The sequence below is a fragment of the Herbiconiux sp. VKM Ac-2851 genome, assembly GCF_013205105.1.
GTDB classification, from domain to species: Bacteria; Actinomycetota; Actinomycetes; order Actinomycetales; family Microbacteriaceae; genus Herbiconiux; species Herbiconiux flava.
In genome coordinates, this window is sequence record NZ_JABMLJ010000002.1 from 771,296 (window position 1) to 790,753 (window position 19,458).

Consider the following 19,458-nt stretch of genomic DNA (forward strand, 5'->3'; position numbering starts at 1 on the left):
CTGCGGAGGTGGGCTGAGGCTCTGCGGAGATGGGCCGCCCGGCGTCAGGCCAGGCGGTCCATCGCCTGCAGCACGTCGACGGCCGAGGCGAGGTTCTCGCCCGCGCGCTCGGGCTGGCCCGACGGCGCCATCTCCTGCGAGAACTCCCGGCGGCCGACGACGAACCAGAGGCCCTTCGCGGGCACCGAGCCCTCGTTCAGGTAGAGGTGCGGTCGCACCGAGTCGAAGCTGAGCGAGTCGCCCGCGCGCAGCACGAAGGTGTCGAAGTCGAGCTTCACGGTGAGCTCGCCCGAGAGAAGGTAGGCGTACTCGACGCCGCTGTGCCGCATCATGCGGCCCTCGATCGAGCTCGACGCCCCCGGCTCGTAGGTGACGAGCAGCGGATCGACCGCGCCGTCGCGGCTCGCGGCGAGACGCTCCCAGCGCACACCGTTCTCCATCTCGAGCACCGGGTTGTCGGTGCCGCGCTGCAGCGGCGGAACCGCGCTGCCGAGCTGTTCCACGTTCAGTGGGAGTGACGCCGGAGCATCGACCGCGACGGGCGCGGACGAGCCGGAGGACGCCGCCGGAGCCGGTGCCGACCCGCGGGCGCTGCCCGCCATGAGGTCGTCGAATGACATGCCGAGGTGGTTCACGAGCGCGTACAGCGTGCTCACCGACGGCTGCGTCTTGCCGGTCTCGACCTGCGAGATCAGGCTCGCCGAGACCCCGAGGGCGGTGGCGACGCTGCGGAGGCTGAGCCCTTGGGAGATGCGCGCCGCGCGGAGGCGGGGGCCGATGTCGTCAGTGATGGTCGCACTCCTCGCTCGCGGACTTGTGCAGCAAGAGTATACGACCGGCCCGCGCAGCGACGAGCGGTTTCGCTGGACGGCCGGACCGAGTGTGTTGCTATGGTGAACACTGTGACAAGCTAGACTGAACACCGAAGGGGACGAATCAATGGCGAATCGTGTATCGGGCACCGTGGCGGTGGTCACCGGAGCCGGGAGCGGCCTGGGGCGGGGCATCGCCCGTGCGCTGGCGGTTGAGGGCGCATCCGTCGTCATCGCCGACCTGAACGGCGAGGCGGCCGAGGCCACCGCGCAGGCGCTGCGTGACGAGGGCTTCATGGCCGCGGGCGTGCAGGCCGACGTCTCGAAGCGGGACGAGGTGCGTGCGATCGTCGAGCGCACCGTCGCCGAGTTCGGCCGGCTCGACGTCTGGTTCAACAACGCCGGCTTCAACGCGCCGATGAAGTTCCTCGACGTCACCGAGGAGAACTGGCGCTCGATCATGGAGGTCAACGCCCTCGGCGTGCTGATCGGCACCCAGGAGGCGGCGACGCAGATGATCGCGCAGGGTGGCGGCGGCAAGATCGTCAACACCACCTCGATGGCCGGCCGCCAGGGCTTCCCGGCGTTCGCCCCTTACTCCGCGGCCAAGGCCGCCGTCATCTCGCTCACCCAGTCGGCCGCGAAGGCGCTGGCCGAGCACGACATCACCGTCAACGCCTTCGCCCCGGGGGTCGTCGACACCCCGCTCTGGGTGAAGCTCGACGAGGACCTGCTCGCCATCGGCGAGACCAAGACGGCCGGCGGGGCCATGGACGAGTTCGCCGCGGGCATCATCCGCGGCCGCACGGCCACCGTCGACGACATCGTCGGAACGGCGCTCTATCTCGCGTCGTCCGACTCCGACTACCTCACCGCCCAGGTGATCATGATCGATGGAGGGATGGTCCTCGTATGACCACACAGCTCGACGGCACCGCCGCCACCCACGCCGGAACAGACAGCGGCGCCCGTTCCCCGCTGCAGCCGCCCGCCGGCGGCTACGCCACCATCCCCACCGCCACCCGCGGCACCAACGCGGTCGACTGGGAGCAGCGCATCGACTTCGACCGGCTGCGCAGCGAGCGCCTGGCGCGGCTGAAGGCGGAGCTCGCCCGGAGCGAGCTGGGCGCGGTGCTCGCGTTCGACTTCTCGAACATCCGCTACATGACCTCGACCCACATCGGCACCTGGGCGATGGACAAGCTGATCCGCTTCAGCCTGCTCACCCGCAACACCGACCCCATCATGTGGGACTTCGGCTCGGCGGCGAAGCACCACGGGCTCTTCAACCCCTGGCTCGACACCACGACGGCCGAGGCCGACGCCGATCCGCACGCCCCCCACCACGGTGCGGTGCGACCGCGCGCCGAGAGCGGTTCGCGGGCAGGCATCTCGACCCTCCGAGGCGCGTTCAGCCCCGACGCCGAGATCGCCGACCGGGTCGCGTCCAAGATCAAGCGCGAGCTCGAGAAGTTCGGCGTGGCCGATCAGCCCCTGGGCGTCGACGTGATCGAGCTGCCGGTGCTCTTCGCGCTGCAGAAGCAGGGCATCCGGGTCGTCGACGGCCAGCAGCTGTTCATGGAGGCCAGGCGCATCAAGACCGCCGACGAGATCGGCCTGCTCACCCAGGCGGCCTCGATGGTGGATGCGGCCTACGAGGACCTGTACGAGTTCCTGCGGCCGGGCGTGCGCGAGAACGAGGCCGTCGGGCTCGTCTCGAAGAAGCTCTACGACCTCGGCTCCGAGTACGTCGAGGGCGTCAACGCCATCTCGGGCGAGCGCTGCTCACCGCACCCGCACGTGTTCTCCGACCGGTTGATCCGGCCCGGCGACCCGGCGTTCTTCGACATCCTGCACAGCTTCAACGGCTACCGCACCTGCTACTACCGCACCTTCGCGGTGGGCTCGGCCTCGTCGGCGCAGCGCGACGCCTACAAGCGCGCCCGGGAGTACATGGACCGCGCGATCGCCCTGGTGCGGCCGGGCGCGACCACCGCGGACATCGTGAAGGTGTGGCCGACGGCGCAGGAGTTCGGCTTCCCCGACGAGGAGGCCGCGTTCGCCCTGCAGTACGGACACGGCGTGGGCCTGTCGATCTGGGAGAAGCCGATCTTCTCGCGGCTGGTCTCGCTCGAGCACCCCGAGGAGCTGAAGGAGGGCATGGTCTTCGCCCTCGAGACCTACTGGCCGGCGGCCGACGGGTGGGGTGCCGCGCGCATCGAGGAGGAGGTCATCGTGACCGCCGACGGGTGCCAGGTGATCACCAAGTTCCCCGCTGAGGACCTTCTCGTGGCCGGCAAGCGGTACTTCACCGTGGGCGGCAGCCTGCCGACGCTGCGCGACTCGCAGTCGCACCTGAACACGGCGGCCGGGCGCGGGGAGCCGGGGGCGTGAGCGACGCGACCGCCTCCGGGTCGGCGGGCGCGGCCTCGGCGGGCTCCTCCGGGTCGGCCGGGTCGTTGGCCGGGCGGGTCGGTTTCGTCGGGCTGGGGTCGATGGGCTCGGCCATGGCCGGGCGGCTGCTCGAGCAGGGCTACGAGGTCGTCGTCTGGAACAGGTCTCCGGATGCGGTCGCCGACCTCGTGTCCCGGGGCGCGGTCGAGGCCAACACCGTGGGCGAGGCGCTGGCCGTCGGCACGGTGTTCTCGATGCTCTCGAACGAGTCGGTCGTCTTCGACCTCTTCGACGACGACGCGCTGGCCGCCGCACCGGACGGGGCCCTGCACGTGAACATGGCCACCGTCGGTGCCGCGGCGGCCACACGGCTGCGCGAGCGTCACGCGGCGGCCGGGGTCGCCTACGTCGCCGCGCCCGTGCTCGGCCGCCCGCCCGCAGCGGGGTCGGGTGCGCTCACCGTGCTCGCGGCCGGCGACCCCGCCGACGTCGAGCGGGCCCGCCCCGTGCTCGAGGTGCTGGGCCGGCGGTTCTGGCCGATCGGCGAGGATCCGAGCCAGGCCAACGTGGTGAAGATCGGCGTCAACTACTTGATCATCCACGCGCTGCAGGCGCTCGCCGAGTCGATCACGCTGCTCGAGGCCCGCGATGTCGACACCGGGATGTTCGTCGAGCTGCTCGGCGACAGCCTGTTCCCCGGGGTCGTCTACTCCGGCTACGGCGGAGCGATCGCCCGCGGCAGCTACACGCCCGCCGGCTTCACCACCGAGCTCGGGTTCAAGGACCTGATGCTCGCGCTCGACGCGGCCCGCGCATCCGGAGTCTCGTTCCCCTCGGAGAGCGCCCTGCGCGGGGTCTTCGAGAAGGCGCTCGACGACGGGCAGGCCGAGCTCGACTGGGCCTCGATCGCCGAGGTGACCCGGGGTCGCACCCGCCCGGTCGGATAGGCGTCTGCCGACAGCAGACGGCCTACCCGTGGCCCAGAGAGCCGGCGTACCGTCGGGGCATGGACCTGATCTTCGTGCACGGCGCCCTGGTGCGCGACGGTGAGTGGTGGTGGCGGCCGACGGCGCGCCTCCTCGAGGAGCGGACGGGCATCCGCAGCCGAGCGATCGCCCTGCCCTCGTGTGGCGAGGTGCCAGACGATGCGCGCGGGCTGGTGGCGGATGCGGCCGCCCTCCGCCGCGCCCTCGACGACGTCGAGCACGCCGTCGTGGTCGGCCACTCCTACGGCGGCACCGTGATAGCCGAGGCCGGACACCACCCCGCGATCGCGCACCTCGTGCTGATCTCGTCCTACCTGCCGGAGGTGGGCACGACGCAGGCGTCGATCCTGGCCGACGAGCCCGACCCGGTCGCCATCGCCCCCATCGGCGACGGCTCCCTCGCGCTGGACGGTTACGACGAGGCGGCGTTCGGTGCGCGGTTCCTCCAGGACGGCACGCCCGAGGAGCAGCGGGAGGCCTTCGCGCGCCTCGCGCGCCAGCACGTCGAGTCGTTCGTCACGCCCACCACCCACGCCGGCTGGCAGGGCGTCGACTCCACCTATCTCGTCTGCGCCGATGACCGCAGCACCACGCCCGCGCTCCAGCGCCGGCACGCGGCGCGCGCGACCCGCGCGATCGAGCTGCCGACGGGACACCACCCGTTCCTCACCCGCCCCGACCTCGTGGTCGACGCCATCGAGGCCCTGCCGACCACCGAGGCACTGCCGGTCTAGCGGGGTGACTGCCGCGCTAGCGGGGCGACTGCCAGAGCTCCAGCTGGATGCCGTCGGGGTCGCGGAAGTACGCCCACCGCGACCCGGCGAGCGGCCCCTCGTCGATGGTGTTCGGCGGGCTGCTGAACACGGCGCCCTTGGCCGAGAGCTCCGCGACCGCCGTGTCGAGGTCGTCGACCTCGAAGCAGACGTGGGCGGCCCCGACGTCGCAGTTGCGCCGGTCGAAGTCCTCGCCCACGGGCTCCTGGTACTCGAGGAACTCGATGCGGGTCGAGCCGACGGTGAGCATCGAGAAGGTCAGCCGCGCATCCGGAACCTGCACGCCCCGAGCGAGCTCGGGCCCCGCCCCGTGGTTCACCGGCCCGGGGGCCAGGCCGAACATGTCGCTGTACCAGGCGCGGGACGCCTCGAGATCGCGGACCGTGATGCCGACGTGGTGCACGCCGTCAAGGACGAAGGTCATCGTCGACTCCTCTGTTTCGGGTAGTGTCACTGAACAGCCTGACGTACCACGGGCCCACATCGCTAGCGGTTGGCGAAAGTTCTCGCCCGGTGTGTACAGTGATGATGAACTTTCCGACGACGCAAAGGAGCTGAGGATGCGGGCAGCCGTCTTCCACGCCGCACAGGACATCCGGGTCGAAGAGGTGGCCGAGCCCGATGGCGCCGGCCCCGGCGAGGTGCTCCTCCGGCCCTTCTGGTGCGGCGTCTGCGGCACCGACCTGCACGAGTACGCGATGGGCCCGATCGTCATCCCGGCCACGCCGCACGCCCTCACCGGGGCCACCGCCCCTCAGATCCTCGGCCACGAGTTCTCGGCCGAGGTGGTCGAGGTCGGTGCCGGCGTCACGAACGTGCGGGCGGGCGACCGCGTCTCGGTGATGCCCCTGCTCTCCTGCGGCACCTGCTACTACTGCCACCGGGCCCTGAACCACCTCTGCCAGCGGATGGCCTGCATCGGCCTGAGCTTCGCCTGGGGCGGCATCGCCGAGCTGGCCGTCGTGCCGGCGACCCACGTCAGCGTGCTCCCGGATGCGGTGACCGACCTCCAGGGCGCGCTCGTCGAGCCCGGTGCCGTCGCGGCCTACGGCGTCGACACCGCGCAGGTGCGCCCCGGCGACACCGTGCTGATCACCGGAGCGGGCCCCATCGGCGCCCTCGCCGCCCTCTACTCCTCGGCCCTCGGCGCCTCCGTCTTCATCTCCGAGGTCAACCCGTACCGCGCCGAGCTCGCCCGCGCCCTGGACGTCGGAGAGGTGCTCGACCCGACCTCGCTCGACGTGCCCGCCTACCTCAAGGACCGCACCGAGGGTGTCGGCGTCGACGCGGTGGTGGAGTGCTCAGGCAACGAGCGCGCCCTGCAGGCCGCCCTCGCCTCGGTGCGCTCGGCCGGACGCATCTCGCAGACCGGGCTGCACACCAAGGCGGCGTCGATCGACCCGATGGTGCTCTCGGAGCACGACATCACGCTCGCCGGCACCTGGTGCTACCCCGTCACCGACTGGCCGCGGATCATCGACCTGATCGCCCGCGGGCGCTACCCCGTCGAGAAGGTCGTCACCGCGCAGGTGCCGATGGACGACGTCGTGCAGGGCTTCGAGACCCTGCTCTCGCCCCGCGGCGACCAGGTGAAGGTGCTCATCCAGGCCGGAAAGGGAAGCCGATGAAGGCCCTGCAGTTCGTCCAGGAGGACAGCGCGGCCGTGCGCGAGCTCGACGTCCCCGCCATCGCCGCCGACGAGGTGCTGATCGCCTCCCGCCGGGTGGGCGTCTGCCACTCCGACATCGAGCTGCTCGAGGGCCGGTACATCATCCCGTTCGAGTACCCGGTGATCCCGGGGCACGAGTGGTCGGGCGAGGTGGCCGCGATCGGTTCGGCCGTCACCGAGTTCGCCGTCGGCGACCGGGTCGTGGGGGAGTGCGTGATCGGCGACGACCACTTCGGCTTCTCGATCTCCGGTGCCGCGGCCGAGTACTTCGTGGCCAAGCCCGCCTGGCTGCACCGTCTTCCCGCCGAGCTGTCCTGGGCGGCCGGCGCCCTCGTCGAGCCGTTCAGCGTGGCGTACTACGCGCTGATGCGGGTCGGCAACGTCAACGGCAGCGACGTGCTCGTCGTGCTCGGCGCCGGCCCGATCGGCCTCGCGGTGACCGCCGCCGCGGCCGCGCTCGGGGCCACGACGATCGTCGTCGAGCCCTCGGAGGAGCGCCGCACCGTGGCGCTCGCCCTCGGGGCCGTCGAGGCCGTGCATCCTGACGACGCGGCCGCCACCCTCGACCGGCTCTCGGGCTCGCGGGGCGCCGACGTCGTGGTGGAGTGCTCGGGGCGGCCCGAGGTGATGGCGACGGCGCTCGAGCTGGCCGCCTTCCGCGGGCGGATCGCGTACATCGGCATCGACGTGGGGCGCTCGGCGCCGGCGCCGCTCGGGCTGATCCAGTCGAAGGAGCTCACGATCACGGGCTCGATCGGCTCGCCCGGCGTCTGGCCGCAGACCCTCCGCTTCCTGGCGAGCTCGGGCATCGACCTGTCGCCCCTGATCACCCACGTCTACGGCATCGACGAGGCGACGGATGCGGTGGCCACCGCTCGCGCCCAGCGCGGCGTCATCAAGGCCCACGTGGAACTCTCGGCGCCGGTGCCGGCGCCGGCGGCTCCGTCGGCCTAGGCCCCGGTCGGCTGCGCGAGCTGGATGAGGTTGCCGCAGGTGTCGTCGAGCACGGCGACGATCACCGGGCCGAAGTCGGTGGGCGGCTGCGTGAACGTCACGCCGAGTGCCGTCAGTCGCTCGTACTCGGCTTGCACGTCATCCACCCCGAACTGGCAGAAGGGGATCCCGTCGGCGGCCAGCGCCTCGGTGAACGGCGCCACCGCCGGATGACCCTTGGGCTCGAGCGAGAGCTGTGTGCCGTCGGGACGATCGGGGTCGACGACGGTGAGCCAGCGGTGGTCGCCGAGCGGCACGTCGGCGGCCACGGCGAAGCCGAGCGCGCCGGTGTAGAAGTCGAGCGCCCGCTGCTGGTCGTCGACGAAGATGCTCATGGTCTGGATCTTCACGAGGGTGCCTTCCGGTCGGGCCACCGCTCGGCGATCTGTGTCAGCGGTGACGTGTCGATGGTGTGCAATTTGTAGCGGCCCCGACGCTCGGTGCGCACGAGACCGGCCTGTTCGAGCACGTCGAGGTGCTGCGAGACGGCCTGGCGTGACGGGGTCAGGCCGTGCCGCATCGCGAGCGTGCTGCAGAGCTCGAACAGGGTCTGCTCGTCGCGCTGCAGCAGCACGTCGAGCAGGGTGCGCCGGGTCTCGTCGGCCAGGGCCTTGTAGACGTCGGTCACAGGATGACCATAGGCAAGCGAGTACTTGCCTGTCAAGAGGTGGGTCGTCTGCGGTGGCGTCGCCTGCGGTCAGCCGGTGGGCGGGAGGTCGCCGGCGAGGTCGACCGAGCCTGTGGCGGCGTTCCAGGTCAAGGTCGCGGTGGCGCGGCCCGAGGCCTCGGCGTTGGACTCGGAACCCTGGAGGAAGCGGTAGGTGACGGCGATGGCGTCGTCGGCGGTGCGTTCGACCGTGGGGGTGAAGCCGTAGGCCTTCTCGGTAGCGGTGCCGAGGTAGCTGCCGCTGTGGAAGAGGAGGACAGCCGTCGGCGTGCTCGCGGTGGCGCCCTCGAGCGTCACGAGCGACCAGGAGAGCGCGGCGCAGGGGTCGTAGCCGGAGTAGTCGGCGTTCGCCGCGTCCCAGGGGATGCCCTCGAGACCGGCGGGGGCGGGCAGCGCGGCGATGCCCGAGGCGGCGGCCTCCTGGCCGCTCGCCGGGCCGCACGCCGCCGGTTCGGGCGAGGGTGCGGGGGTCGTAGTGGGGCTGGGTGCGGGTGCGGGTGCGGACGGGGACGGCGCGGCGGAGGTCGGGGACGCCGTACCGGTGCTCGCGGTGCCGGCCGAGCATCCGGCGGTCGCGGCCACCGCCAGCACCAGCACCGGGAGCCAGCCCGCCCGGCGAACCGCCCGCCCGGTCGTCGCGGCCGTCATCAATCTCGTCGTGGGTGCCATCACTCCAGCCTGCTCCGCTTCGGCCGTGGCGTCGAGGCCGCTCGGGCATTCGGCGGTTCTCCGCACGCCACTCGGCGGTCGCCGTGCGGTGCCGCGCGGCCAGGGGGCGGTCAGGGGAGGGTGAGGATCTCGGGGCCCGCCTCGGTGATCGCGATCGTGTGCTCGCTGTGGGCGGTGCGGCTACCGGTGGCGCTGCGGAGCGTCCAGCCGTCGGGATCGGTGACCAGGCGGTCGGTGCCGATCATCGCCCAGGGCTCGAGAGCGAGCAGCAGGCCGGGGCGGAGGCGATAGCCGCGGCCGGGTCGGCCGGTGTTGGAGATGTGCGGATCCTGGTGCATGGTCGAGCCGACGCCGTGCCCGCCGAACTCGGTGTTCACGCGGTAGCCGGCCTCGGTGAGCACCGTGCCGATCGCGTGCGAGAGGTCGCCGATGCGGGCACCGGGCACGGCGGCGGCGATCCCGGCGGCCAGCGCCCGTTCCGTGGCGTCGATCAGCGCGAGGCTCTCGGCCGGCCGCGCTGCGCCCACCACGAAGCTGATGGCCGAGTCGGCCACGATGCCGTCGAGCGAGACCGCGAGGTCGAGCGTCAGGAGGTCGCCGTCGGCCAGGACGTGCGCCGAGGGCATCCCGTGCAGCACGGCGTCGTTCACCGAGGTGCAGATCCAGTGCCCGAACGGGCCGCTGCCGAACGAGGGGGCGTAGTCGACGTAGCAGGACTCGGCGCCGGCCTCGAGGATCAGCTCCCGCGCCCAGTCGTCGATGTCGAGCAGGCTGGTGCCGACGGATGCGCGCCCTCTCAGTTCGCGCAGGACGCGGCCGACCAGCGCTCCGGCCGCCCGTGCCCGCGGCAGCTCGCGTGGGCTCAGTATCTCGATCATGGTGCTCCTTGTTCCAATAACTATCCCGGTAATACTATCCCGGGCTCCGGTAGGATCGAGGCATGGTCCGGCTGCCGCTCACCCCCGCCGAGGTCGAACGCGGCCGCCGGCTCGGCGCGCTGCTGCGGAGGGCGCGCGGCGAGCGGCCGCTGCTCGAGACGGCGCTCGACGCCGGGGTCTCGCCCGAGACGCTGCGCAAGATCGAGTCGGGCCGCGTCGCCACGCCGGCCTTCTCGACGATCGCGTCGATCGCCGGCGTGCTCGGCCTCTCGCTCGACGAGGTGTGGAGCGAGATATCGCCCCACGTCGAGCAGCCCTCGCGCTCGCTGGCGTCCTGAGATCACTCGCCGCCGCCGCGGCTCAGCGCAGCGGCAGCTCGTAGTGCCGGTACTCCGCCTCGAGGCGCCACCCGCGGGCCTCGTAGAGCCGCTGCGCCGTCACGTTCGTGTGCGCCGTCGACAGCTCGAGCCGCGCCGCCCCCGACGCCTCGCTGAACTCCCGGGCCGCCTCGAGGAGGGCTGACGCGACGCCGGCGCCCCGCGCATCCGGAGTCACGAAGAGGTCGTACAGCACCACGATCGGCGCGAGTTCGAGCGAGCAGAACGACGGGTACAGCTGGCTGAAGCCGAGCGCCGGGCCGCCCGGGCCGTCAGGATCGGGCCGGTGGGCGACGAGCACGGTCGAGGTGCCGGTGCGCATCCGCTGCTCGAGCCAGGCGCGGGCCGCCGCCGGGTCGCTCGGCAGCGCGTAGAAGACGCGGTAGGCGTCGAAGAGCGGGGCCACCGCGTCGAGGTCGGCGACGGATGCGCGGCGCACCGCCACCGGATCGGTCATCGCCCGGCGCTGCTGCCGCGACCCGCGCCGGTGCTCGTGCCGTGGCCGTCGCCGTGCCCAGCGGCGCCGTTCCCGCCGTCGTCGTGCCCGGCGGCACCAGCAGCGCCGGCAGCATCAGCAGCGCCGGCAGCGCCGTGCCCACCGGCGCCATGGCCCTCCGAGCCTCCGGGGAGCACGCGGCGCACGAGCATCACGACGCCCACCACGACGAGCCCGAGGATCAGGCCGAAGACGGCCGAGCAGGCCGTCTCGACGATCCACACCACGACGGGGCCCGCCGCCTCGATCGAGTGGGTGATCGCGTGCACGACGTCGTGCGGGCCGTGCCAGAACGTCTCGGCGAGGTTCTCGATCACGAGGTGCCCGCCGACCCAGAGCATCGCGACCGTGCCGACGATGCTGATCACGCGGAACACCGCTGGCATCGACGCCACGATGCGCGCCCCCGTGCGGCGCACGCCCCGCGACGGGTTCTTCATCAGCCGCAGCCCGACGTCGTCGATCTTCACCAGCAGCGCCACCGCGCCGTAGACGAGGGCGGTCATGCCGAGGCCGATCACGGCGAGGGCGCCGAGGGTCATCCAGATGCCGAGCGCCGGGTCGAGGCTGTCGAGCGCGATCAGCATGATCTCGGTGCTCAGGATGAGGTCGGTGCGGATCGCCCCGAACACCAGCTTCTTCTCGTCGCGGGCCTCGGTCTCGCCGGCGTCGTGGTGCAGGCCGAACCACTCGAGCACCTTCTCGGCGCCCTCGAAGCAGAGGTAGGTGCCGCCGATGATCAGCAGGAACGGCAGCACGAACGGCGCGAACGCCGACAGCAGCAGCGCGATCGGGATGATGATCACGAACTTGTTGACGAGGCTGCCGAGCGCGATCTTCCACACCACGGGCAGCTCGCGCGCCGGCGTCAGGCCCTGTACGTACTGCGGCGTGACGGCGGCGTCGTCGATGACGACCCCCGCGGTCTTCGCGCTCGCCTTCAGCGCGGCCGTCAGTATGTCGTCGACCACCGCCAGCAACCCGACCGACATCGACCCCTCCTCGCCGGGCCCGCCCCACGACGGCGCCCGCCTCCCACGCTACCGGCTCCGCCCCCGGTCGGCCTCTGCGATCCGCACCAGGGCATCCTCACTCGGCAGTGACGCCTGCACGGCGGGCGCGAGCTCGTACCGCGATACTGCGAGGGGCTGGCCTGCCCCGGCGAGGGCGTACCGCACCACGGTCTCGTTCTTCTCGCTCACGAGCAGCATGCCCACCGTCGGCTGGTGCTTGCCCGGGTCGCGCAATCGATCGTCGACGAGTGCGACGTAGAACCCGAGCTGGCCGGCGTGCCGTGGATCGAACTTCGTCGTCTTGAGCTCGACGACGACGTAGCGCAGCTGCTGGACGTGGAAGAAGAGCAGATCGACGTAGAAGTCGTCGCCGTCGATCTCGAAGTGCACCTGTCGCCCGACGAATGAGAACCCCGGGCCGAGTTCCCGAAGGGTGTCGATGATCCGCTCGACGAGACGATCTTCGAGCTGCCGCTCGCTCGTGTCGGCGTCGATGGCGAGGAAGCCGAGAGTGAAGGGGTCCTTCGTGATCTGCTGCGCGAGCTCGGAGTCCGAGCGTTCGAGCGAGGTGGCGAAGTTGGACGGAGAGGCCCCCTCGCGGTCGCGGAGCCGGGTCGAGATCTGATGGGCCAGAACCGCCCTCGTCCAGCCGTGCTCCAGGTCGCGATCGGCGTACCAGTCGCGATCGTCGGGCCCCGTGAGCTGGGTCAGCAGCTCGATGATGTGGCCCCAGGGCAATTGTGCAACGGAGCGTTGCACAATTAGATCGCGGTCAGGCCAGGCTTCGGCGAACGACCGCATGTAGCGCAGGTTGCGGCGCGAGAAGCCCTTGGTCTCGGGGAACTCGGCGCTCAGATTCCGGGCCAGGCGCTCGACGACCTTGCTGCCCCAGTCGGCGTTCGCGGCTCGCTCCGCGAGCACCGCGCCGATGTCCCAGTACAGGAGCACCATCGCGGTGTTCGCGTGCCGCTGCACCTCGTAGCGCGCTTCGTGGACGCGACGCTTCAGTGCGAGCAGAGCATCGGCATACCCGCCGACCCGGACTTCTGACATATCGTCATGTTACCGGGCCGACGGCACCGACAGGGTCAGACCGTGAGGCGGGGGTAGTCGGTGTAGCCGGCGGCGCCCGCGGCGTAGACGGTGGCCTGGTCGGGGGCGTTCTCGGGGTGGGCGCCACGCCAGCGCTCCACGAGGTCGGGGTTCGCGATCGCGGCGCGGCCGACAGCAACGGCGTCGGCCAGGTCGTCGGTCACCAGGGCGTGGGCCTCGTCGCGCGAGGTCATCTCCGAGAATCCGCTGTTCACCACGAAGACCCCGCGGAAGGCCGCGCGCAGCGACTGCACGAGTTCGTCGGAGGGCGAGCCGTGCAGGATGCTCAGGTACGCGAGCCCGAGCGGAGCGATGCCCGAGACGAGCGCCGTGTAGGTCGCGCGCACGTCGTCGGCGTCGGTCTCGAGCACGTCCTGGATGTTGTGCGACGGCGAGATGCGGATGCCCACCCGCCCGGCCCCGACCTCGGACGCCACGGCGGTCGCCACCTCGATCACGAACGCGGCGCGGGCCGCCGGCGACCCGCCGTAGGCGTCGGTGCGCACGTTCGACGCGGGGGAGAGGAACTCGTGCAGCAGGTACCCGTTGGCCGCGTGCAGCTCGACCCCGTCGAACCCGGCGTCGACCGCGCGGCGGGCAGCGGCCACGAATTCCGCGCGCACGGTGGCGAGCTCAGCGGTGGTCAGCGCGTGCGGCAGCCCGTACGGCGCCTTCGACCCGTCGGGCCCGTGGGTCTCGCCGCCGATCGCGATGGCACTCGGCGCGACGATCCGCGGCGTGCCCGTGATGGCGGTGTTCGTGACGCGGCCGCCGTTCATCAGCTGCATCACGATGCGGCCGCCGGCCTCGTGCACGGCGTCGGCCACACGCCGCCAGCCCTCCTGCTGCTCGTCGGTGACGATGCCGGGCTGCCCCGGGTACGCCCGCGACTCGGCGCTCGGGTAGACGCCCTCGCTGATGATCAGCCCCATGCTCGCCCGCTGCGCGTAGTGCTCCGCGATCAGCTCGGTCGGCACGCCGTGCTCGTCGGCCCGCAGCCGCGTCATCGGCGCCATCACGACGCGGTTGGGCAGCTCGAGCTCGCCGGCGATGAGAGGGGTGAACAGCTTCATAAGGGCCTTTCGGTTCTTCGGCGGTCGAGCGGATGCCCGGCCGCAGCGTCGCAGGGCGCTCCCGCGCCCCTCACCCGAACCGTCCCTCCGCCCCGGCGATTCCGGCGTTCAGGGCTTTCCCACCTGGGCCCGCCGCTAGGCTGACGGCGGAGGATGACCGTGAGCAGGATCGAGATTCAGCGGCAGGCCGTGATGGCGCGGCTCGCCACGGCGGCCCGGGTTCCGCTCGCCGAATCCGGTGGCGTCACGCCCCAGCTGATCGACGACATCTGCCGCCAGGTGGGCGTGCACCCGCACTCGTTCCGGGCACTCTTCCCCGACGACGACGCGTTCCTCGACGCCGTCACCGACGGGCTGGTCGAGGACTGCGCCGCGAGGCTGCGCGGCGGGGTCGCCGCCTTCGAGCCGAGTGCGGCCGCCATGGCCCAGGGCGGACCGGCGGCCTTCGCCGAGGCCGCGGTGGCGCTCGCCGACTCCTGGCCGCTCGACCGTGACGGCATGCTGATCCGCGCCGACCGCCGGGCGCGGGCCCTCCGCCGCAGCGACGGGGGCAACGCGGTGCTGAAGGCCGAGAAGCTCTTCCTCGACGCCCTGGTCGACGTGCACGCCGATCTGATGGCGAAGCTCGGCCGGCGATTCGCGAGCTCGCCGGTGCGGTCGGTGCGGGTCATCCTCGACACCTACGAGCGGGCGTTCGAGACCTGGCTGCTCACCGGCGCCGACGCCGCCGGCTTCCACTCCTCGCCGTACGTGCAGCGCACCCTGCCGACGCTGCTCGAGAACATGAGCGAGCCGGTCTGAGGGGGCGCGATCATGCCCTGATCGCCCCGGGGCGGCAAGCCCCTTCCATCGCGCCCGGATGCGTGTAGACGGAGAAGAGGGCCATATCGGCCCCTCTCCCGGAAGGAACGCCATCCCTATGTCGACCCCGCGCCCCCTCCGCATCGGATGGTACGTGCACCACCGCGGGGCGGGCCACCGGATGACGGCCGGCTCGGTCATCCCCCTGCTCGACGCCGAGGTCACGGTGTTCACCTCCGCCGCCGGCCCCGTGGCGAGCCCGCACGCCCGTACCGTGCACCTGCCGCTCGACTCGACGCCCGCAGCTGCCGGCCCGGGCGCAGCCCCCAACCACATCGGCGGCAGCCGCACCGCCCACGGCCGCCTGCACTGGGCCCCCACCGACTCCGCGGGTCACACCGAGCGCCTCGCCGCGATCGCCGCGTGGGTCGCCGAGACCCGCCCGCAGCTCTTCGTCGTCGACGTCTCGGCCGAGATCGCCGCGTTCGTGCGCCTGCTCGGCGTGCCGGTGGTGAGCTTCACCCTCCCGGGCCTCCGCGACGACCCGGCGCACCGCCTCGCCTACGAGCTCTCCGACGCCGTGATCGCGCCCTGGCCCGAGGGCGTCGGACCGGCCGCCGCCTCCGTGCCCGCCGACCGCCTGCACCGCGTCGGCGCCTTGAGCCGCTTCGCCCCCGACCCGGCCGGTGACCGCCCCGCGCCCGACCGCCCCACCGCCCCCGAGGCGCTCGTGCTGCACGGCGCCGGCGGCCGCGGTGCCGACCCGCTCGACCTCGCCGCCGCGGGCCTCGAGGCGGCCGGGCATCCGGTGCGCCACCTCCGCGACGCCGGCCCGGCCGAGGTCTGGGCCGCCCTCCGCGCCGCCCCCCTGGTGCTCTCGCACTGCGGCTCGAACGCGGTGGCCGAGGTCGCCGCCGCCCGCCGCCCCGCGATCCTGGTTCCGGATGCCCGCCCGCACGCCGAGCAGGAGCATCTCGCCGAGGCGCTGACGAGGGCGCAGCTGCCGTGCCTCGTGATCGCCCCGGCCGAGCTCGCCCGCACGGACTGGGCCACCGCCCACCGCACCGCCGCCGCCCTCAACGGCGCCGACTGGCAGCGCTGGAACGACGGAGGCGCCGCCTCTCGCATCGCGGAGCTGCTGCAGCGGCTCGGCGCCGCCGCAGCGGCCGGGCCCGAGCAGATCGGCACCGCCGCGTGATCGCGCTGATCACCGCGGTGGCGGGCCGCCGCCTCCATCTCTCCCGTCAGGAGGAGTGGCTACGCAGGGAGCAGCGGGCCGACACCGTCCGGGTCGTCGTCGCCATGGACGACGCGCCGATCGAGATACCGACCGCCGGCGACGCGACCGTGCTCCGCGTGCGGGCCGACGGCGCGCTCCCGCTCGCGGCCGCCCGCAACGCCGGGGCCGAGGCCGCCATCGCCGCCGGCGCCGAGCTGCTCGTCTTCCTCGACGTCGACTGCCTGCCCCGCCCGGAACTCCTCGACGCCTACGCCGGCGCCGCCCGCGAGCAGCCCGACGCGCTGCTGACCGGCTCGGTCGCCTACCTCCCCGAGGGCGTCGACTACGCCCGCCCGGAGACCTTCGAGGCGCTCGGGACGGTGCACGGCTTCCGCCCGAGACCGCGGCCGGGCATCCGGGAACCCGCCGCCCACGAGCTGTTCTGGTCGCTGTCGTTCGCCTGCACCCCGGCGACCTGGCAGCGCATCGGCGGCTTCGACGAGGGCTACCGGGGCTACGGCGGCGAGGACACCGACTTCGGCTTCGCCGCCCGGGCCGCCGGCGTCGAGCTGCTCTTCGTCGGCGGTGCGGAGGCCGACCACCAGCACCACCCGGTGAGCGACCCGCCCGTCGAGCACCTCGACGACATCCTGCGGAACGCCGACCGCTTCGCCGCCAAGTGGGGCGCCGTGCCGATGCGCGGCTGGCTCGACGCCTTCGCCGAGCTCGGCCTCGTCACCCACGACCCCGTCACCGACCGCTACGCCCGAACACCCGAGCCGCACCTCCTCACCGCCCGCCCCGCGCCCGCCTCCGCGGGCCGCCCCGACACCCGAACGGACGCCGCATGAGAATCGCCATCCTCTGCCACCTGCACCACCCCATCGCCGAGCCGTTCCAGGGCGGAACCGAGGCCCACACGGCGATGCTCGCCGACGAACTGGTGCGCCGCGGTCACGACGTGACGCTGTTCGCCAAGGAGGGCTCCCTCACCTCGGCCGCCCTGCACCCGCTCGTGCCGAGCGACTTCGAGTTCGTCTTCGCCGCCACCCCGCTGGTGCGCCGTCAGCAGGCGGGCTTCCTCGCCGAGGCGAGCCAGCACAGCCTCGACCTGATCGCCGCCGGCGACTGGGACGTCGTCATCAACAACTCCCTCAGCAGCCTGCCCTACCGGGCCTTGCGCGACCGCCCAATGATGACCGTGCTGCACACGCCGCCGACGCTCGACGACGTGAACGCCCTGCTCGACGCCCCGGGCTGGTCGCCGTCGCCCCTGCACTCCTACGTCGCCGTCTCGCCGCGGAACGCCCGCGCCTGGGCGCCGCGCCTGCCCGGCGTCCTGAGCATCCCGAACGGCATCCCGCTCGAGCGCTGGCGCGTCGACGTGCCGCGGGAGGAGCGCCTGGCCGTCTGGGCCGCCCGCATCACACCCGAGAAGGGCCTGCACATCGCCATCCCCGCGGCGCGCGAGGCGGGCTTCCGGATGCGCGTGGCGGGCCCGATCGCCGACCCCCGCTACTTCGCGGAGGAGATCGAGCCCCTGCTCAGCGACGACGTCGAGTACGTTGGCCACCTCGGCCACGATGCCCTGCCCGCCTTCTACGCCGCCGGATCGGTCTTCATCGCGAGCCCGGTCTGGGAGGAGCCGTTCGGCCTCTCGGTCGTCGAGGCGCTCGCCTCGGGCACCCCGGTCGCGACGCTGCCGCACGGCGCCGTGCCCGAGCTCGTCGCCCCGGGCGCGGGCACCGTGCTCGGGCTCGTGCGGGCCGCGGCCGGCGCGGTCGCCGTGGACGACCGGCCCGTCTCGCTGGCCGCGGCCATCCGCGCCGCCGCCGACGTCGAGCCCGCCGTCGCGCGCGCCCAGGCCGCGCGCTTCTCGCTCAGCGGCATGATCGACGCCTACGAGACCGAGCTGGAGCGGCTGCTCGAGCGCCGCCGCGACGGGGTCGCCTCAGTCCAGGGACGGGTACGCCGAGCGGATGCGCGCGGCGATCGCTCCCGTCATGCTGCTGATGCGCCAGTGCTCGTCGACTCCGTCGGGGGCGGCGAGGGCCGGCTGATCGCGGTAGGCGGCTGAGATCTCGGTCGCGTAGCGCGCGGCCTCGTCGGGCGTCGGAGCGGTGCACAGCCGGCGCTCGTCGAAGACGACCGGCAGGTCGTCCGCGCGCCGGGACCGGATCTCCCGCAGCACGAGCACGGTGCCGGTGAGGAAGATCTGGTCGGAGACGTCCATCCGCCGCAGCCAGGGAGCGAGCTCGGTGCGCGGTGAATCGGTGGACACAGTGCAGAAGCTAGTGCAGATGCCGTGGGACTGCGACTCCCAACCGGGGGAGCCACCCCCGGAACCGGGTGTCAGCCCCGGTGCTTCGCGAGGAACGCGTCCCGGATCTCGCGGGCCGCTGCCTCGCCCTCGTCGGTGAACTCGTACAGCCGGCGCGGCGGGCTCTCGCGGCTGCCGAGCTCCTCCCAGGTCGACCTGATCCAGCCCTGGCGCTCCAGCCGGTCGAGGATCGGGTAGACGGTGCCCGAGGGCCGACCCGACTCCTTCACGATGCGCAGGCCCCAGATGGGCTCGGTGCCGCCGAGCATCGCCGTCAGCACGTCGACGGTCGGAGCGGTCACTCGCTGCAGCGGTTGCATGGGCCCAATGTAGCGAGGCGTCGCCGTCGGCCACAACGAGTCGCCGCGCATCCGTCACCCCGATCACGGAGACGGTGCCGGCTCACGCCGCGGGGGCCACCCGGGTGACGAGGGCCCCGACGCGCTCGCGCAGGGTGCGTACGGTGCGGTCGAACGCCGAGTCGCTGCCGTCGGCCGCCGGATCGGGCAGCGACCAGTGCAGGTCGTCGGAGCCGTGCAGCTGCTCGTGCGCCGCGTCGCAGACGCTGATCACGAAGTCGCCCTCGCCCACCACGTCGTCGACGTGCCGGGGCACCGTGTCGGGATCGAGCGACAGCCCGTGCCGCCGGGCGGCCGCCACCGCACCGGGATTCACCAAAGGGGCCGGCCGCATGCCGGCCGAGACCGCGGGGATCGCGCTGACGGTGCGCCACACCGCCTCGGCGAGCTGGGAGCGGGCCGAGTTCGCCGTGCAGACGAACACCACCCGGCCGCCGAGCGTGAGGAGCCCGGGCATCAGCGAGTCGAACGCCGTCTGCACGAGGTGCAGGTAGGTGCGCCGACCGTCGAACTCGGAACGGGTGCGGGTGAGGATGCCGGTCTTCTCGAGCACACGCACGTGATGGGCCACGAGATTCGAGGGGACGCCGAGCGCGGACTGGATCTCGGTGGACGACAGATCGCCCAGCACGAGGAGGTCGACGATCCACAGCCGCGTGGGATCGGAGAGCGCCGCGAAGACCGCGGCCCGCCGCTTCAGATCGGTCATCGCTTCGGTCATCGCTTAAAACAACTTCCATTGAGTCAATCGCTGCTGACTCAATCATGGTAGGCAGGACGGAGAACGGCACGCGAGCGACAGTCAGACGATTGCCAGGAGCGCTTCGTTCTCCACCATCGTGCCCCCGGGCGCGGACGAAAGGACCA

23 protein-coding genes are annotated in these 19,458 nt (G+C 72.5%); 11 read left to right on the forward strand and 12 right to left on the reverse strand.

What is annotated here, in order from left to right; genetic code table 11:
- Positions 1 to 44 precede the first annotated feature (44 nt).
- Positions 45 to 1,046, reverse strand: a complete 1,002-nt coding sequence (locus HQQ85_RS10260) for a helix-turn-helix domain-containing protein (RefSeq protein ID WP_371741843.1) — start codon at positions 1,044 to 1,046, stop codon at positions 45 to 47.
- Between HQQ85_RS10260 and HQQ85_RS10265 the strand changes: the two genes are divergently transcribed.
- Genes HQQ85_RS10265 through HQQ85_RS10280 form a run of 4 tightly spaced genes read left to right on the forward strand, consistent with a single transcriptional unit; the run spans position 940 to position 4,926 of the window.
- A complete protein-coding gene (locus HQQ85_RS10265) occupies positions 940 to 1,728 on the forward strand; it encodes an SDR family NAD(P)-dependent oxidoreductase (protein WP_173182394.1) in 789 nt (262 codons plus the stop codon). The two genes, HQQ85_RS10260 and HQQ85_RS10265, sit on opposite strands and share 107 nt — an antisense overlap.
- Positions 1,725 to 3,206 (forward strand): Xaa-Pro peptidase family protein, encoded by a 1,482-nt coding sequence (locus HQQ85_RS10270; protein ID WP_173182395.1) that lies wholly within the window; start codon positions 1,725 to 1,727, stop codon positions 3,204 to 3,206. Before HQQ85_RS10265 ends, HQQ85_RS10270 begins: the two co-directional genes overlap by 4 nt.
- Complete coding sequence (locus tag HQQ85_RS10275; protein WP_371741844.1) at positions 3,203 to 4,153, forward strand: NAD(P)-dependent oxidoreductase; 951 nt, start codon at positions 3,203 to 3,205, stop codon at positions 4,151 to 4,153. The genes HQQ85_RS10270 and HQQ85_RS10275 overlap by 4 nt, the downstream gene beginning before the upstream one ends.
- Positions 4,154 to 4,212: 59 nt before the next feature.
- The gene (locus tag HQQ85_RS10280; protein ID WP_173182396.1) at positions 4,213 to 4,926 is read left to right on the forward strand and encodes an alpha/beta hydrolase; all 714 of its coding nucleotides are present in this window, start codon (positions 4,213 to 4,215) and stop codon (positions 4,924 to 4,926) included.
- 16 nt (positions 4,927 to 4,942) lie between these two features.
- Here the strand turns inward: HQQ85_RS10280 and HQQ85_RS10285 are convergent, their stop codons facing one another.
- On the reverse strand, positions 4,943 to 5,389 hold the full coding sequence (locus tag HQQ85_RS10285; RefSeq protein ID WP_173182397.1) for a VOC family protein: 447 nt from the start codon (positions 5,387 to 5,389) through the stop codon (positions 4,943 to 4,945).
- 136 nt (positions 5,390 to 5,525) lie between these two features.
- On the opposite strand from HQQ85_RS10285, the gene HQQ85_RS10290 reads away from it, so the two are divergent.
- Together HQQ85_RS10290 and HQQ85_RS10295 are read left to right on the forward strand one after the other, a co-directional pair.
- Positions 5,526 to 6,593 (forward strand): 2,3-butanediol dehydrogenase, encoded by a 1,068-nt coding sequence (locus HQQ85_RS10290; RefSeq protein ID WP_173182398.1) that lies wholly within the window; start codon positions 5,526 to 5,528, stop codon positions 6,591 to 6,593.
- Complete coding sequence (locus HQQ85_RS10295; RefSeq protein WP_173182399.1) at positions 6,590 to 7,588, forward strand: zinc-binding dehydrogenase; 999 nt, start codon at positions 6,590 to 6,592, stop codon at positions 7,586 to 7,588. Before HQQ85_RS10290 ends, HQQ85_RS10295 begins: the two co-directional genes overlap by 4 nt.
- On the opposite strand, the gene HQQ85_RS10300 is transcribed toward HQQ85_RS10295, so the two are convergent.
- The 4 genes from HQQ85_RS10300 to map form a co-directional block, all read right to left on the reverse strand.
- Complete coding sequence (locus HQQ85_RS10300) at positions 7,585 to 7,977, reverse strand: VOC family protein (RefSeq protein WP_173182400.1); 393 nt, start codon at positions 7,975 to 7,977, stop codon at positions 7,585 to 7,587. The genes HQQ85_RS10295 and HQQ85_RS10300 overlap by 4 nt on opposite strands.
- The gene (locus tag HQQ85_RS10305) at positions 7,974 to 8,255 is read right to left on the reverse strand and encodes a metalloregulator ArsR/SmtB family transcription factor (RefSeq protein WP_173182401.1); all 282 of its coding nucleotides are present in this window, start codon (positions 8,253 to 8,255) and stop codon (positions 7,974 to 7,976) included. The genes HQQ85_RS10300 and HQQ85_RS10305 overlap by 4 nt, the downstream gene beginning before the upstream one ends.
- 69 nt (positions 8,256 to 8,324) lie before the next feature.
- Complete coding sequence (locus HQQ85_RS10310) at positions 8,325 to 8,963, reverse strand: LppP/LprE family lipoprotein (protein WP_173182402.1); 639 nt, start codon at positions 8,961 to 8,963, stop codon at positions 8,325 to 8,327.
- Between the two features lie 110 nt (positions 8,964 to 9,073).
- Entirely contained in the window at positions 9,074 to 9,841 is a 768-nt protein-coding gene (gene map / locus HQQ85_RS10315; RefSeq protein WP_173182403.1) for a type I methionyl aminopeptidase, read from the reverse strand.
- Between the two features lie 62 nt (positions 9,842 to 9,903).
- Here map and HQQ85_RS10320 point away from each other — a divergent pair, with 62 nt between their 5' ends.
- Entirely contained in the window at positions 9,904 to 10,179 is a 276-nt protein-coding gene (locus HQQ85_RS10320; protein ID WP_173182404.1) for a helix-turn-helix domain-containing protein, read from the forward strand.
- A 22-nt stretch (positions 10,180 to 10,201) separates the two neighbouring features.
- Here HQQ85_RS10320 and HQQ85_RS10325 read toward each other — a convergent pair whose 3' ends face one another.
- The 4 genes from HQQ85_RS10325 to HQQ85_RS10340 are packed head-to-tail and all read right to left on the reverse strand — an operon-like array spanning position 10,202 to position 13,892.
- Positions 10,202 to 10,675, reverse strand: a complete 474-nt coding sequence (locus HQQ85_RS10325) for a GNAT family N-acetyltransferase (protein ID WP_173182405.1) — start codon at positions 10,673 to 10,675, stop codon at positions 10,202 to 10,204.
- A complete protein-coding gene (locus HQQ85_RS10330; protein WP_173182406.1) occupies positions 10,672 to 11,706 on the reverse strand; it encodes a DUF808 domain-containing protein in 1,035 nt (344 codons plus the stop codon). The genes HQQ85_RS10325 and HQQ85_RS10330 overlap by 4 nt, the downstream gene beginning before the upstream one ends.
- Positions 11,707 to 11,754: 48 nt before the next feature.
- Positions 11,755 to 12,780: a YhcG family protein gene (locus tag HQQ85_RS10335; RefSeq protein ID WP_173182407.1), complete on the reverse strand. Its 1,026-nt coding sequence runs from the start codon at positions 12,778 to 12,780 to the stop codon at positions 11,755 to 11,757.
- Positions 12,781 to 12,815: 35 nt separating this feature from the next.
- Positions 12,816 to 13,892 carry an alkene reductase gene (locus HQQ85_RS10340; protein WP_173182408.1) on the reverse strand — a complete coding sequence of 359 codons (1,077 nt, stop codon included), beginning with the start codon at positions 13,890 to 13,892 and terminating at the stop codon, positions 12,816 to 12,818.
- Between the two features lie 159 nt (positions 13,893 to 14,051).
- Between HQQ85_RS10340 and HQQ85_RS10345 the strand changes: the two genes are divergently transcribed.
- The 4 genes from HQQ85_RS10345 to HQQ85_RS10360 all read left to right on the forward strand — a co-directional run bounded on the left by HQQ85_RS10345 (position 14,052) and on the right by HQQ85_RS10360 (position 17,989).
- A complete protein-coding gene (locus HQQ85_RS10345) occupies positions 14,052 to 14,693 on the forward strand; it encodes a hypothetical protein (protein WP_173182409.1) in 642 nt (213 codons plus the stop codon).
- A 118-nt stretch (positions 14,694 to 14,811) separates the two neighbouring features.
- Entirely contained in the window at positions 14,812 to 15,891 is a 1,080-nt protein-coding gene (locus HQQ85_RS10350; protein ID WP_173182410.1) for a glycosyltransferase, read from the forward strand.
- Complete coding sequence (locus HQQ85_RS10355; protein WP_173182411.1) at positions 15,888 to 16,763, forward strand: galactosyltransferase-related protein; 876 nt, start codon at positions 15,888 to 15,890, stop codon at positions 16,761 to 16,763. The genes HQQ85_RS10350 and HQQ85_RS10355 overlap by 4 nt, the downstream gene beginning before the upstream one ends.
- Positions 16,760 to 17,989 (forward strand): glycosyltransferase, encoded by a 1,230-nt coding sequence (locus tag HQQ85_RS10360; protein ID WP_173182412.1) that lies wholly within the window; start codon positions 16,760 to 16,762, stop codon positions 17,987 to 17,989. Before HQQ85_RS10355 ends, HQQ85_RS10360 begins: the two co-directional genes overlap by 4 nt.
- Before the next feature lie 275 nt (positions 17,990 to 18,264).
- On the opposite strand, the gene HQQ85_RS10365 is transcribed toward HQQ85_RS10360, so the two are convergent.
- Both HQQ85_RS10365 and HQQ85_RS10370 read right to left on the reverse strand, forming a co-directional pair.
- A complete protein-coding gene (locus HQQ85_RS10365; RefSeq protein WP_173182413.1) occupies positions 18,265 to 18,552 on the reverse strand; it encodes a PadR family transcriptional regulator in 288 nt (95 codons plus the stop codon).
- Positions 18,553 to 18,634: 82 nt separating this feature from the next.
- Positions 18,635 to 19,300, reverse strand: coding sequence for a helix-turn-helix domain-containing protein (locus tag HQQ85_RS10370; protein WP_173182414.1), 666 nt, complete (start codon positions 19,298 to 19,300; stop codon positions 18,635 to 18,637).
- Between the last annotated feature and the right edge of the window lie 158 nt (positions 19,301 to 19,458).

Coding starts and splice junctions, on each gene's coding strand:
- HQQ85_RS10265 (WP_173182394.1), top strand. CDS start 940: ATGGCGAATCGTGTATCGGGCACCGTGGCGGTGGTCACCGGAGCCGGG.
- HQQ85_RS10260 (WP_371741843.1), bottom strand. CDS start 1,046: ATGACGACGGATGCGCCCTCAACCGCCAGCGCACGGGCGATGCCCCGC.
- HQQ85_RS10270 (WP_173182395.1), top strand. CDS start 1,725: ATGACCACACAGCTCGACGGCACCGCCGCCACCCACGCCGGAACAGAC.
- HQQ85_RS10280 (WP_173182396.1), top strand. CDS start 4,213: ATGGACCTGATCTTCGTGCACGGCGCCCTGGTGCGCGACGGTGAGTGG.
- HQQ85_RS10285 (WP_173182397.1), bottom strand. CDS start 5,389: ATGACCTTCGTCCTTGACGGCGTGCACCACGTCGGCATCACGGTCCGC.
- HQQ85_RS10290 (WP_173182398.1), top strand. CDS start 5,526: ATGCGGGCAGCCGTCTTCCACGCCGCACAGGACATCCGGGTCGAAGAG.
- HQQ85_RS10295 (WP_173182399.1), top strand. CDS start 6,590: ATGAAGGCCCTGCAGTTCGTCCAGGAGGACAGCGCGGCCGTGCGCGAG.
- HQQ85_RS10310 (WP_173182402.1), bottom strand. CDS start 8,963: ATGGCACCCACGACGAGATTGATGACGGCCGCGACGACCGGGCGGGCG.
- map (WP_173182403.1), bottom strand. CDS start 9,841: ATGATCGAGATACTGAGCCCACGCGAGCTGCCGCGGGCACGGGCGGCC.
- HQQ85_RS10320 (WP_173182404.1), top strand. CDS start 9,904: ATGGTCCGGCTGCCGCTCACCCCCGCCGAGGTCGAACGCGGCCGCCGG.
- HQQ85_RS10325 (WP_173182405.1), bottom strand. CDS start 10,675: ATGACCGATCCGGTGGCGGTGCGCCGCGCATCCGTCGCCGACCTCGAC.
- HQQ85_RS10330 (WP_173182406.1), bottom strand. CDS start 11,706: ATGTCGGTCGGGTTGCTGGCGGTGGTCGACGACATACTGACGGCCGCG.
- HQQ85_RS10335 (WP_173182407.1), bottom strand. CDS start 12,780: ATGTCAGAAGTCCGGGTCGGCGGGTATGCCGATGCTCTGCTCGCACTG.
- HQQ85_RS10340 (WP_173182408.1), bottom strand. CDS start 13,892: ATGAAGCTGTTCACCCCTCTCATCGCCGGCGAGCTCGAGCTGCCCAAC.
- HQQ85_RS10350 (WP_173182410.1), top strand. CDS start 14,812: ATGTCGACCCCGCGCCCCCTCCGCATCGGATGGTACGTGCACCACCGC.
- HQQ85_RS10360 (WP_173182412.1), top strand. CDS start 16,760: ATGAGAATCGCCATCCTCTGCCACCTGCACCACCCCATCGCCGAGCCG.
- HQQ85_RS10365 (WP_173182413.1), bottom strand. CDS start 18,552: ATGCAACCGCTGCAGCGAGTGACCGCTCCGACCGTCGACGTGCTGACG.
- HQQ85_RS10370 (WP_173182414.1), bottom strand. CDS start 19,300: ATGACCGATCTGAAGCGGCGGGCCGCGGTCTTCGCGGCGCTCTCCGAT.